General features: G+C 41.1%; 16 protein-coding genes and 1 other RNA gene. 1 reads left to right on the top strand and 16 read right to left on the bottom strand.

What is annotated here, in order from left to right; all coding sequences use genetic code 11:
• Nucleotides 1-210 precede the first annotated feature (210 nt).
• From MP387_RS00185 to MP387_RS00155, 6 genes are all read right to left on the bottom strand, one after another.
• On the bottom strand, nt 211-381 hold the full coding sequence (locus MP387_RS00185) for a H354_08695 family bacteriocin-like peptide (protein ID WP_070837635.1): 171 nt from the start codon (nt 379-381) through the stop codon (nt 211-213).
• A 232-nt stretch (nt 382-613) separates the two neighbouring features.
• On the bottom strand, nt 614-790 hold the full coding sequence (locus MP387_RS00175) for a hypothetical protein (RefSeq protein WP_000180837.1): 177 nt from the start codon (nt 788-790) through the stop codon (nt 614-616).
• A gap of 314 nt (nt 791-1,104) precedes the next feature.
• Complete coding sequence (locus tag MP387_RS00170; protein WP_000136435.1) at nt 1,105-1,341, bottom strand: acyl carrier protein; 237 nt, start codon at nt 1,339-1,341, stop codon at nt 1,105-1,107.
• Nucleotides 1,342-1,346: 5 nt separating this feature from the next.
• Complete coding sequence (gene plsX, locus MP387_RS00165; protein ID WP_227232162.1) at nt 1,347-2,339, bottom strand: phosphate acyltransferase PlsX; 993 nt, start codon at nt 2,337-2,339, stop codon at nt 1,347-1,349.
• Nucleotides 2,336-3,106, bottom strand: coding sequence for a DNA repair protein RecO (gene recO, locus MP387_RS00160; RefSeq protein ID WP_125826015.1), 771 nt, complete (start codon nt 3,104-3,106; stop codon nt 2,336-2,338). Before recO ends, plsX begins: the two co-directional genes overlap by 4 nt.
• On the bottom strand, nt 3,103-4,272 hold the full coding sequence (locus MP387_RS00155) for a pyridoxal phosphate-dependent aminotransferase (RefSeq protein WP_242746687.1): 1,170 nt from the start codon (nt 4,270-4,272) through the stop codon (nt 3,103-3,105). Before MP387_RS00155 ends, recO begins: the two co-directional genes overlap by 4 nt.
• A 150-nt stretch (nt 4,273-4,422) precedes the next feature.
• On the opposite strand from MP387_RS00155, the gene MP387_RS00150 reads away from it, so the two are divergent.
• A complete protein-coding gene (locus MP387_RS00150) occupies nt 4,423-5,433 on the top strand; it encodes a YeiH family protein (RefSeq protein ID WP_242746685.1) in 1,011 nt (336 codons plus the stop codon).
• Nucleotides 5,434-5,459: 26 nt separating this feature from the next.
• Here MP387_RS00150 and MP387_RS00145 read toward each other — a convergent pair whose 3' ends face one another.
• The 10 genes from MP387_RS00145 to comW all read right to left on the bottom strand — a co-directional run bounded on the left by MP387_RS00145 (nt 5,460) and on the right by comW (nt 12,782).
• Entirely contained in the window at nt 5,460-5,897 is a 438-nt protein-coding gene (locus tag MP387_RS00145; RefSeq protein ID WP_000076495.1) for a CoA-binding protein, read from the bottom strand.
• A 119-nt stretch (nt 5,898-6,016) separates the two neighbouring features.
• Complete coding sequence (locus MP387_RS00140) at nt 6,017-6,985, bottom strand: ribose-phosphate diphosphokinase (RefSeq protein ID WP_000010174.1); 969 nt, start codon at nt 6,983-6,985, stop codon at nt 6,017-6,019.
• Nucleotides 6,986-7,198: 213 nt separating this feature from the next.
• The gene (locus MP387_RS00135; protein WP_007522536.1) at nt 7,199-7,693 is read right to left on the bottom strand and encodes a beta-class carbonic anhydrase; all 495 of its coding nucleotides are present in this window, start codon (nt 7,691-7,693) and stop codon (nt 7,199-7,201) included.
• Between the two features lie 72 nt (nt 7,694-7,765).
• A complete protein-coding gene (radA, locus tag MP387_RS00130) occupies nt 7,766-9,130 on the bottom strand; it encodes a DNA repair protein RadA (RefSeq protein ID WP_278192668.1) in 1,365 nt (454 codons plus the stop codon).
• Between the two features lie 38 nt (nt 9,131-9,168).
• Complete coding sequence (locus MP387_RS00125; RefSeq protein WP_242746683.1) at nt 9,169-9,657, bottom strand: hypothetical protein; 489 nt, start codon at nt 9,655-9,657, stop codon at nt 9,169-9,171.
• A 63-nt stretch (nt 9,658-9,720) separates the two neighbouring features.
• A complete protein-coding gene (locus tag MP387_RS00120) occupies nt 9,721-10,164 on the bottom strand; it encodes a dUTP diphosphatase (protein ID WP_242746679.1) in 444 nt (147 codons plus the stop codon).
• Nucleotides 10,165-10,218: 54 nt separating this feature from the next.
• Nucleotides 10,219-10,317, bottom strand: an RNA gene (gene ffs, locus MP387_RS00115) — signal recognition particle sRNA small type.
• 32 nt (nt 10,318-10,349) lie between these two features.
• Complete coding sequence (tadA, locus tag MP387_RS00110; protein WP_242746670.1) at nt 10,350-10,817, bottom strand: tRNA adenosine(34) deaminase TadA; 468 nt, start codon at nt 10,815-10,817, stop codon at nt 10,350-10,352.
• 200 nt (nt 10,818-11,017) lie between these two features.
• On the bottom strand, nt 11,018-12,304 hold the full coding sequence (locus MP387_RS00105) for an adenylosuccinate synthase (RefSeq protein ID WP_242746668.1): 1,287 nt from the start codon (nt 12,302-12,304) through the stop codon (nt 11,018-11,020).
• 241 nt (nt 12,305-12,545) lie between these two features.
• Nucleotides 12,546-12,782, bottom strand: coding sequence for a sigma(X)-activator ComW (gene comW / locus MP387_RS00100; RefSeq protein WP_242746665.1), 237 nt, complete (start codon nt 12,780-12,782; stop codon nt 12,546-12,548).
• Between the last annotated feature and the right edge of the window lie 144 nt (nt 12,783-12,926).

Genomic DNA, 12,926 nt, shown 5'->3' with positions numbered 1-12,926 from the left:
CGCACTTTAAAAAGCATAAACTATCATTTAAATGTAAAAAAGCAGAACAAAAGTTCTGCCTGCTTAAAGTAACCGTTAAAAAATGAATGTCCAGAAATAAACTATTCTGAAATGATATTTCTATAAAGTAAGATAAATGTCATCAAGGATGATGGAATCCTAGGTATGTCAAAACATTCAAACCACGTAGGTAGATTTATTTTGTTTATATTAGCCACCTCTCGCTGCTGACTGATAACCATTATAGGCACCCCAAGCTAGGAGTCCGAGAGAAACAATTCCTCCACCAACGAAAAGTAGCACTCCCCCACCATCTACTTCTTGTAGTTCAAGATCGTTTAAAGTTGGATAGTTTTGTTCCAACGTTTGTAAATTTAACATAATTCCTCCTTCATTTTACTAATAAAAATTAATGTTCTTTCAACATACCCACAATAATCATTAATACACTCAAGAAAAACGCAGATAGCAGTCCTTTAGTAGTACTATTAAAAAAAGGTCTGTTAAAAACAAAATAATTATATGCAGATAATCCTAAACCAATAGCAGTTACTACTATTGTAATAACGAATAGTATAATCCAAAATGTTTTTTTGCTCATATTTATCAAAAATTATGGATGAGTAATATAATAGAATGTTTTACCAGCAGCTTCGCCAACTTGGTAAATTCCCCAACCAATTGCAATACCTACAGAGACCATCTCCCAAGCAATCCCCCCATTCACATCCGTCAACTCTTCTTCTGTAAGAGCTACAAAGTTCTGTTCCATGTTGTCAAAATTTGTCATTTGTTCTCTCCTTATTTTTTTATATATTTAATCCTTAACCTCTAAGCCACTTAAATAGCCAGATTGGATAAATTACTGAAATCATTTTCTTCTCTCCTTCCCTTTTTCCTTACCTATCTATTCGAAAAACAATTCGAAAATGAACAATTCATTCATTTTTATTTTAAAAACCACTTAATAAACCACGGATAAAAACCGGTCACATACATAAACGTTCCTCCTTTTTCTTTCTCATCTCTTTATTCGCAATTTCTACCCAAAGTTTCTCTTTTTTCTGCAAACAAAAAACAACATGACTTGCATGTTGTTTTTAGCTATTTTTTATCTTTAATAATCGCTACTACATCCGCTACACTTTGAAGTTGATCGATTTCCTCATCAGTGATTTCGATACCAAATTCATCTTCTAGTGTCAAGACAAACTCCATCAAATCCACTGAGTCGGCATCTAGATCGTCTTTCAAACTTAAGGCCTCTGTTACGGCAAAGTCTTCTCCCTGTCGCTCTTGGATAATGGTTACAATACGGTCAAAAATTTCTTTTTCTGTCATCTTTTTTATTCTCCTGAAAATTCACGCGCAGTTTGAGCAACTACGTCTGTTTCTAGCATGGTACGAATCTGACGAATCGTACTGTACACAGCCTTGGCATCACTTGAGCCATGAGTTTTTACAACTGGCGCCTTGACACCAAACAAAACTGCTCCTCCAACATCTGAATAGTTAAGCTGTGTCTTCAACCCCCTAAGACTATCCTTAAGAAGTAGAGCACCTAGCTTCGCTCGAAGGCCACCACCCGTAATAGCATTTTTAAGTAAGCCCATGATTCCCAAAGCTGTACCTTCGATGGATTTTAGAACAGCGTTTCCCGTGAAACCATCTGTTACGACAACATCCGCAACGCCATTCATCAGATCACGCGCTTCCACGTTTCCGACAAAGTTCAAACTTTCATCAGCTACTAACAAGTCGTATGTTTCCTTTCGAAGCGGATCTCCCTTGCTGCTTTCTGTTCCATTGTTGAGCAAACCAACACGTGGTTTCGAAATCCCACGAACATTTTTCGCATAGAAGGAACCTAGGACAGCGTATTGGTGCAGATGATGGGCTGTATTTTCCGCATTGGCTCCAAGGTCTAGCATGTCAAAGCCTTTTCCATCAATGGTCGGCAAGGTAGACATGAGTCCTGGACGATCGATGTTCTTGATACGACCCACAATGAAGAATCCTGCAGCCAACAAGGCACCTGTGTTCCCAGCTGAGAGGACAGCGTCTGCTTCTCCCTCCTTGACTGCCTTGGCTGCTAATACCATGCTGGCATTTTTCTTCTTACGGATAGCTTTTGTCGGCTCATCGTCTGAGTTAATTTTCTCATCCGTATGGATGATGCTAACGCGCTCTGTCGCTGTTAGATATTGCTTGATCTTGCTTTCATCTCCATAGAGTTGAATCTCAATATCTGAAAAGTCAGCAAGGGCTTGATTGACACCCTCAACGATGGCTTGAGGTGCGTAATCGCCCCCCATAGCATCTACTGCGATTTTTTTCATTTGTCTTCCTCTTTTAGTAATTGTCCCCAGTCTGCTAGGGAATCAATAAATTTCTTTGATTTTAGGTGAATCCCAACATACTCTTCGTAGAGTTGATCCATAAATTGGCGTAGCTCTTGCTTGATTTCGGCCTTAAGCGAAATGGTCTCCAAGGTTTCAAAATCAATGGCTTGAAATTGATTGAGCAGATAAGGGATATTGGGATTCAGATGGCAACGTTTCTCGTCTTCATGATAATGCTCTGGGCAAAGGCAGGCTCCATATTTAAAAGAAAAGTCAAAGGCCTGACCCACCCGATGGCAAAAGACACACTCATTAAAATTAAGGCTGATCCCAAATCGAGTCAAGATTTGAATTTCAAAAATATTGGTCAAAACCTGATAATCTATGCCTGCTTCCATCAACTCCAAAGTCTTTTGCAAAAAAGCAAACAAGGGAGCATCCTGCTGATTATCCTGCAAACTAGCATCTGCAAGAGCAGCCACATAGGTTGCATAGGCCATGACAAAGAGATCACTATTAATCTTGGGAAAGGTCATCACCTCGTGATAGTCCTCAATGTAGCTAAGCCCATCATCATTGATACGCAAGAGAAATCGTGCCAACACCAAGGGCTGAATAACAGGAGCTAGTTTGGACTGGCCAGCGTGTTTGACGAAAAACATGCGCTTGCCCGCTTGCTCGGTAAAGATCTTGACTAGCTTGTCATCCTCACGAAAGTTACGATTGTAGAGCACCAAGCCTTGACTCGTGATAGACTGAATCATGCTTCTCTCATATACTCCTCAAGTCGTTTCATGGCCTCTCTGATTGTTTCCATGCTGGCTGCATAAGACAGACGCACATAGCCTTCTCCGTAACGCCCAAAGGCGGCACCAGGAATAAAGGCAACGGCCTTCTTCTGGGCAAAATCCTTCAGAAAAGCAAAGGAGTCTTGATTGTAACCTGTTGGAATCTTAGCAAAGATATAGAAGGCACCGTCTGGTTTGATAATCTCAAAACCAAGAGCAGTCATCTTTTCGATGATATAATCTCGACGCTCGATGTATTCCTTCTTCATAGGCTCTGCGTCGTTTTTACCAGCGGTCAAAGCCTCCACCGCAGCATGTTGAGCCATAGTGTTTGCGGCAGTAACCAAATATTGGTGACTCTTGATTAACTGAGCTGTGAAAGCTGCAGGAGCAAAGATAAAGCCTAAACGCCAACCTGTCATAGCATGCGATTTAGACAAGCCATTGATAATAATAGCCTGGTCTCTCAGCATAGTTCCCAGAGATACATGGGCTTCGCCTGTATAGGTTAATTCTGAGTAAACCTCATCACAGACAACAAAAATCTCGTATTTACGTAAAACAGCAGCTAAATCTTCCAACTGCTCCCGACTATAGGTAATTCCTGTCGGATTGGCTGGATAATTAAGAATAACCGCTTTGAGCTTGTCCCCTTGTTCCAAAATGGCCTTCTCCAACATCTCAGGAGTCAAGACAAAACCATTTTCAGTTGTATCAATCTCGACAATCTCTGCCCCAACTAGATTGACAATCGGCTCATATCCTGGATAGGCAGGAGCTGGCAAGAGCACCTTGTCGCCCTCTTCCAAAATAGCTGTCAAAGTAGCAGATAAAGCCTCTGTCGCCCCAATTGTAACCAAGATTTCATTTTCAGGAGCATAGTCCAGTTGGTATTTTTCCTTAACAAAGTCACTAGCCGCCTGACGTAGAGTCAGCAGACCACTCATCCCAGTATAGTAGGATTGGTTCTGGTCAATGGCTCGCTTGGCTGCCTCCTTGATATGATCTGGTGTTGTAAAATCAGGTTCCCCCAAGGTCAAACGCAAGACCCCAGGAATCTCTGAAATAGCCTGGTCAAACTGGCGAATCAACGAAACTTGAATCTTGTCTAACTGTTTATTAAAGCGCTTGGTTAAGTCCATAGATATCCCCCTTGCTTACAGAACATAGTACTATTATACTACAAAAGCTCCCTGACCGCAAAATCCATCTGAAACCTGCATTTTTCACTTTCTATTTTACTTTTCTTCTCGACAGGACTATAATAATAAGTGCTTATTTCGGAGGTTTATATGTCATTTTTATCAAAAAATGGAGCAGGAATCTTGACCTGCCTTCTCATTTCTATCATATCTTGGTACCTAGGAGGTTTCTTTCCTGTCGTGGGAGCACCTGTCTTTGCGATTTTTGTGGGGATGCTCCTCCATCCTTTTCTCTCTTCCTACAAACAATTGGATGCTGGATTAGCCTTTAGTTCTAAGAAATTGCTCCAATATGCCGTTATTTTGCTTGGTTTTGGTCTCAATATCTCGCAAGTCTTCGCGGTTGGGCAATCTTCGCTCCCTGTTATCCTCTCCACCATTTCAATAGCCTTGATTGTTGCCTACCTCTTCCAGCGATTCTTTTCACTGGATACAAAACTAGCTACCTTGATTGGAGTGGGTTCTTCTATTTGTGGTGGCTCTGCCATTGCGGCGACAGCACCCGTTATCCACGCGAAAGAAAAGGAAGTTGCCCAAGCAATTTCCGTTATCTTTTTCTTCAATGTCTTGGCTGCGCTCATCTTTCCAACTCTAGGAACCTGGCTTCATCTATCCAATGATGGCTTCGCCCTCTTTGCAGGAACTGCGGTCAATGACACTTCCTCTGTAACGGCTACCGCCAGCTCCTGGGACAGTCTTTATCAGACCAATACCCTTGAGTCTGCAACTATTGTTAAACTCACACGAACTCTAGCTATTATCCCCATTACGCTCTTTCTCTCCTACTGGCAAAGTCGCCAGCAAGAAAATAAACAAGACGTACAACTGAAAAAAGTCTTCCCACTTTTTATCCTTTACTTTATCCTGGCTTCTCTCTTAACGACTCTCCTTACCTCTCTCGGTGTGTCCGGTAGTATCTTTACCCCTCTTAAGCAACTCTCCAAATTCCTTATCGTCATGGCCATGAGCGCCATCGGTCTCAAAACCAATCTCATTGGATTGATCAAATCCAGCGGTAAGTCCATTCTTCTTGGAGGCCTTTGCTGGATTGCCATCATCTTAACCAGCCTAGGCATGCAGGCATTGACTGGTATTTTCTAAGACAAAAGGTAGCCCATGGCTACCTTTTATTGTTCAAGAATTAAGCGTGTGTGTTCTCTCTTGATACAGCGATTCATCACGATGTCGTCGCATCCTCCAGCACGCAAGATTTCTTCCGCTTCTAGACTTTCTAGACCTAGTTGTGCCCAAAAAATCTTGGCATCAGCCTTGAGAAAATCACGCGCCACATCTGGTAAAAACTCGCTACGTCGGTATACATTGACAATATCCACAGGAAAAGGAATCTCAGCTAGACTAGCATAGGCCTTTTCTCCCAAGATTTCGCCACCTGCAGCCTTGGGATTAACTGGAATGATTTTATAGCCCCGAGCTTGCATTTCCTTGGTCACTCGATTACTAGTTGTTTCCTCACGATCGGACAAACCCACTACCGCTAACGTTTTACTGGTCTCCAGATACTGACGGATCACACCATCACTTGGATTGATAAATTCTTGGCTCATAGAAATCCTCCTTTTTTCTCAGTATAGCATATTTTGAAAAGGCTTGCAGATTTTGACTATAAAAATCTCCTAGCAAGAAAAGAAACCTGCTAGGAGTTCTGTCTACTTCAAGTGAAAGATTAAATCTTTTTCTCAATACAAAATAGGGGAGAAAGAGGACGTTTTTCGTGAATACGGATAATAGCATCGCCCAGAAGATGAGCAATCGAAATTTGTTCAATCTTATCAATCAAACGCTCTTCTGGTAGGTAGATCGTATCCAAAACAACCAATTTCTTAATAGCTGATTTTTGGATATTATCCATAGCAGGACCAGAAAGTACTGGGTGCGTACAGCTTGCGTAAACTTCAACAGCACCTGCTTCAGCAAGAGCATCCGCCGCATGACAAATAGTTCCAGCTGTATCGATCATATCATCAATCAAGATACAAGTCTTACCTTCTACCTTACCAATGATGTTCATCACTTCACTGGTATTCATCTTATCTACACTACGGCGTTTGTCAATAATCGCAATCGGAGTTTTCAAAAACTCTGCCAATTTACGAGCACGAGTCACTCCACCATGGTCTGGGCTGACAACCACGTAGTCAGAACCAACCATGCCACGACGTTCAAAATAGTCCGCAATCAATGGAGCACCCATCAAGTGATCTACTGGAATATCAAAGAATCCCTGAATCTGTGCAGCGTGCAAATCAATCGTCAACAAACGATCTACCCCAGCAACTTCTAGCATGTTTGCAACGAGTTTTGCTGTGATTGGCTCACGCGCGCGCGCTTTTCTATCCTGACGTGCATAACCATAGTAAGGCATAACAACATTGACAGATTCTGCACTGGCGCGCTTCAATGCGTCCACCATAATCAAAATTTCAAGTAAATTATCATTTACAGGTGAACTCGTTGATTGTAGGATAAAGACGTGTTTTCCACGGATTGATTCTTCAATGTTGACCTGAATCTCCCCATCTGAAAATTGGCGAACAGTCGATTTCCCCAACTCTATCCCAATTTCTTGCGCCACACGTTCTGCCAATTCTCTATTAGAAGAAAGGGCAAACAGCTTTAAATCAGAAAAAGACATGATTTCCTCCGGTATTTATGTATCACTTGTTTTTACACAACATTTTCCATCTACCATTGTAGCGCTTTTTCCTTTATTTTTCAATCAAAAATAAAACAAGAGTAAACATTTATACCCTTGTTTTATGCTATTTTATATTAGCTATATTAAAACTAAAAATTCTACATTTTAACAATCGATTTTATGCTAGGATGAGATTTTTTCGAGACAAAGTTAGTATACTTCTCTCATACTTCCTGTATCCACATCATAGACAGCACCTGAAATAACCACATCATCAGGAATCAGTGGAGACTCTCTAAGCAATTGCATATCCTCTCTCACACTCTCTTCAACATCCTGGAATGGTAAAAAATCTTGATCAGATACATCAACTCCGAGCTCGTGTTTCAAATGTTCATGAAAACTTTCATTTTGAAAGGTTTGAGCTCCACAGTCTGTATGGTGAAGAACCACGATTTCTCTTGTCCCCATTTGTTGCTGGGAAATCACCAGTGAACGAATCATATCCTCAGTTACTCGACCACCCGCATTCCGCAAGATATGAGCATCCCCAAGGGCCAAACCAAGAGCATGGGCAACGTGTAGACGCGAGTCCATGCAGGTCACGATCGCTACTCTGGTTTTGGGTTTAAGTGGCAAATTTAACTGCCCATGTAGGGCAACATAAGCCTGATTAGCTTTCATAAACTGTTCAAAATACGACACGATTCCCTCCTCAAAAATTTGATAATCAAATATTTCTCCTATCTTATCATTTTTAAGAGGATTTGTCACGGATTATGCAAAGACCTTTTTCAAAACTTCTTGAATCGTTGTCACACCAATGACTTCAATTTCCTTGGGTGGAGTGATTCCTGTCAAGGAATTCTTGGGTACATAAATCTTGGTAAAGCCCAGTTTTGCCGCTTCATTGATGCGTTGTTCGATACGATTCACGCGCCGAATTTCTCCGGTCAAGCCCAGTTCACCCACAAAACATTCCTGAGGATTGGTAGTCTTGTCCTTGTAACTAGAGGCAATAGCCACTGCAACGGCTAAGTCAATGGCAGGCTCATCCAATTTCACACCACCAGCAGATTTGAGATAGGCATCCTGGTTTTGCAAAAGAAGCCCTGCTCGTTTTTCCAAAACAGCCATAATCAGACTCGCACGATTGAAATCAAGTCCAGTCGTCGTACGTTTAGCATTTCCAAACATGGTTGGTGTTACCAAAGCCTGAACCTCCGCCAAAATCGGACGGGTCCCTTCCATGGTCACAACGATTGATGAGCCAGTCGCTCCATCCAAACGCTCTTCTAGGAAAACTTGACTCGGATTGAGGACCTCAACCAATCCACCCAACTGCATCTCAAAGATGCCAATCTCATTAGTGGAACCAAAACGGTTTTTGACTGCCCTCAAAATACGGAAGGTATGGTGGCGCTCCCCTTCAAAGTAAAGCACCGTATCCACCATATGCTCCAACATACGCGGACCTGCCAAGGTTCCTTCCTTAGTCACATGTCCTACGATAAAGATAGCAATGTTATTAGTCTTCGCCAACTGCATGAGTTCAGCCGTTACCTCACGCACCTGAGACACAGACCCCTGCACCCCTGAAATCTCAGGAGACATAATCGTCTGGATAGAGTCGATGATGAGAAAATCTGGTTGGATGCGCTCCACCTCAGATCGAACACTCTGCATATTGGTCTCTGCATAGAGATAAAACTCGCTATCAATATCCCCCAAGCGCTCTGCACGGAGTTTAATCTGCTGGGCAGACTCCTCCCCACTGACATAGAGAACAGTCCCTACTTGGGACAGCTGAGTCGATACTTGTAAGAGAAGGGTTGATTTCCCAATCCCTGGATCCCCACCGATAAGGACGAGACTCCCTGGTACCACTCCGCCTCCAAGTACACGGTTGAATTCCTCCATCTCCGTCTTGGTTCGATTGACATTGATGGAAGTCACCTCAGCCAGTTTCATGGGCTTGGTTTTCTCACCAGTCAAGGACACACGCGCATTCTTGACCTCGGCAACCTCAACCTCTTCTACAAAAGAAGACCAAGACCCACAGTTAGGACAACGTCCCAGATATTTAGGGGAATTATACCCACAATTTTGACATACAAATGTCGCTTTTTTCTTTGCGATGATTCTAATCCTCTCATTTTAAAATTTCTTTTTTCACGCTATCAACTATCTTTCTTTAAAACAGTCAATCCGCCATCATCTGCATAAGCATAATACTCTCCATCCGGACTAAAACCAAAAATATACGGTAAATAACCTTTATAAATTTGTACCCTAGTTTCTTTATCCTTTTCCCAAAAAATGGTTAAAATCGGATACTTCCCAGATTGATCTTTTTCCATTGTCACTCGGATATCTTCCCCATTGTCCAAAGGGAGACTTCCACCATATTGTTCCGCAATAGAAATGGGAGAATCACAGCCCTCATACATGGCTACTAATTCCGTCTCATCATAATCCCCATCTACAGGAGTTACCTGATCATTTTCACAGTCAATTATTGACATATATTCTGAAGAAATACAAAGAATTTTATAATAGGCTTCCGGAAGAAAAGCTAAGTAAAGAAATCCTCCAATACTGATATTATAGACTTTCTTATACCCTTGACAATTTTCTGGAGTAAAAGACTGAAAGTCTTTATAACTCATTTTATTATCCTTCTTTCTATCAGCTGATTTCTCCTGTTATGGTTTTGAAAGCAGGTCCTTATCTTAATGCCCTGTCGATCCAAATCCACCAGTTCGCACGCCGTCTGCCTCATCTCCATCTGCAATCAAAAATGGTGCAAAAACAGCCTGGACCACACGTTCTCCAACTTCGAGGGCGACTTCCTGTTCAGTAATGTTTTTCATCTGAGCAAAGATATGGCCTTCATTCCCAGGATTTCCATAATAATCCCCATCAATGACCCCAACTGAGTTAATCAAGACCAAGCCCTTCTTGCGAGGGTTTGATGAACGGTCATAGAGATAGAGCACTTCTGTCGGCTGCATGTAGGCCTTAACCCCTGTCGGAACCAAGACAATCTCTCCTGGAGCAATCACAGTGCGTTCCGCAACCTTTAAGTCGTAACCAGCTGCGTGAGCTGTCTCTCGTTTCGGCAATAAATTTTCGTCTGTAAAACTCGAAACCAATTCAAAACCACGAATTTTCATATTTTTCTCTTTTCTATAATCATTTATTCTAGGCTATTTTATCTTATTTATTCGAAAAAAGCACGAAAAAAGAGCACACAATTCACATCGCTTAGGGCTGCTGGATTCCTCCCCTGACCCGCTTCACGCAGAACTGTTGCTCCACTATTCATTATACCACATTCCCCTCTGTTTTTAAAGAGAAATTATTTTTTCCGTCGATTTCGGAAAAAGTCCTGCATAATCGCTGCACAATCATCTTCCAAAATTCCCGTTTCTACCTCTACACGATGATTGAGACGCTCATCTGTCAAAATATCGTACAAACTTCCAGCTGCACCAAATTTCTGGTTTTTAGCCCCATAGACTACGTTTGGAATACGGGCAAGCCCAATGGCCCCGCTACACATGACACAAGGCTCAATGGTCACAAAAAGCGTGCAATCCAGCAAGCGCCAGCTCTCCTCACTCAGATTCGCATTCTCTATAGCCATGATTTCTGCATGCATGACCGCCCGTTGCAACTCCTCGCGCGCATTATGTCCCCTACCAATGATTTCTCCATCCTTGACAATCACACAACCAATTGGAATTTCATCGTGTTCTAAGGCAATCTCAGCCTCTCTCAAAGCCTCTCTCATAAAGGCTTCTTTTTCTTCAACTGTATAATTCATCGTTCTTCTCTTTTCCTACTTGTCGATTTTATTATTATATCATGATTCTCAACACAAAAAAAGCCACCGAATGCGGTGACTTAATAGGGAGATTATTATGAAAAAGAAAAGTTTAGGATATTTGTTACAACAAGTTAGGAGGTCTTCTTGTAACTGTCTATAGTATACCCAACCTGTCTTAAACTAATCTTAAAAATCTCCTATGACCAAACACTTTCTAAAATATTAGTTTGTTCACGACCAGGACCTACTGAGAAAGTAGAGATACGAACACCAACCAACTCGCTTATACGACGAACATAGTTACGTGCATTCTCAGGAAGGTCTTCTAAATTACGGACTCCAGTGATGTCTTCTGACCAACCTGGTAACTCTTCGTAAATTGGCTTGCAACGTTTCAACTGCTCAAGACTAGCAGGATAGTAATCAATACGTTGACCATCGAGATCATAAGCTACACAGATTTTTACCATATCCAAACCGCTCAAAACATCGATAGAATTCAATGAAAGATTGGTAATCCCAGATACACGGCGACTATGGCGCATCACAACTGAATCAAACCAACCCACACGACGTGGACGGCCAGTTGTTGTACCGTATTCATGACCTACTTCACGGATGCGATCTCCCACTTCATCAAATAATTCAGTTGGGAAAGGTCCGTCTCCTACACGACTTGTGTAGGCTTTACATACACCTACAACCTTGTCAATCTTACTTGGGCCAACACCAGACCCAATTGTCACACCACCAGCGACAGGGTTTGACGACGTAACAAATGGATACGTACCTTGGTCGATATCTAGCATAACACCTTGCGCACCTTCAAACAGCACACGTTTGCCATTATCAAGCGCATCATTCAAGATAACGGATGTATCTGTCACGTATTGCTTGATTTGTTGACCATATTCATAATACTCTTCAAAAATATCATCAACTGAAATAGGGGTGCTATCATATAATTTTTCAAACAAACGATTCTTTTCTGCAAGATTGCGTTCCAAACGTTCACGGAAAATATCCTTATCCAAAAGATCCGCAATACGAATTCCAACACGAGCAGCCTTGTCCATATATGCTGGACCGATTCCCTTGATTGTAGTACCAATCTTATTGTCACCCTTAGCTTCTTCCTGCAAGCGATCCAACTCAATGTGATAAGGCAAAATAACATGCGCACGATCAGAAATACGCAAGTTATCAGTTGTCACACCTTCCTCATGAAGATAGCTCAACTCTTTCACAAGGGATTTTGGATTCACGACCATCCCATTCCCAATAACAGAGATTTTTTCAGGAAAGAAAATTCCAGATGGAATCAAGTGCAACTTAAATTTCTTACCATCGATCACAATCGTGTGACCAGCATTATCACCACCTTGATAACGAGCAATTACCTCTGCATTAGCAGAAAGAAAATCTGTAATTTTCCCTTTACCTTCATCACCCCACTGGGTACCTACAACAACAACTGAAGTCATAATAAAATTCGTCTGAGCTACTAGGAGCTCGTCCTTTCTCATATACATGGCAGGAATCTCACCCACAATTATATCTTACAATTTATTATAAGAAAAAAACACTATTTTATCAAGAAGAAACAGTAGAAAAGATTTGGAAATTCTTTCATTTCTAAATACAGGAGCGTTTGATTATAAGCTAATTCTATATTTTTTAAAATATATCTATAACTATCGTTCGTAATTATGATATAGATACTTCCTATTGAATGAGAGTTGTACCACCTTGTAGTAATTTATCTAGATATAGACGATAAGCTGTTTTAAAGTGATATAGTGAAAAGTCCCTATCACTTTTTATTTTAAATCGGATTAAATAATATAGTAAAAACCGAAGATGAAGTGATTCCCACTCTGAACAACTCTGGCCTAAAGAGGCATATTCTTGTTCAACTAGTTTCAAAAAGACGAATGCTCGATCATAAAATTTCTGAAGCATATAAAAATTCCCTTTCTTATTAGTAACACTAGTCTAACAAAAAAAGGAACTAAAAAAGCTTCAAATCCTATAAAAGAAGAATTTAAAGCTAAACGAACTAAAAATAAAATAAAGAGGTAATTACAGATTTAAAAATTAAAATTT

This window comes from Streptococcus oralis (genome assembly GCF_022749195.1).
In the GTDB taxonomy this organism is placed as follows: Bacteria; Bacillota; Bacilli; order Lactobacillales; family Streptococcaceae; genus Streptococcus; species Streptococcus oralis_CI.
Note: the sequence above shows the minus strand (reverse complement) of the source record. Positions and strands in the feature narration are given on the sequence as shown.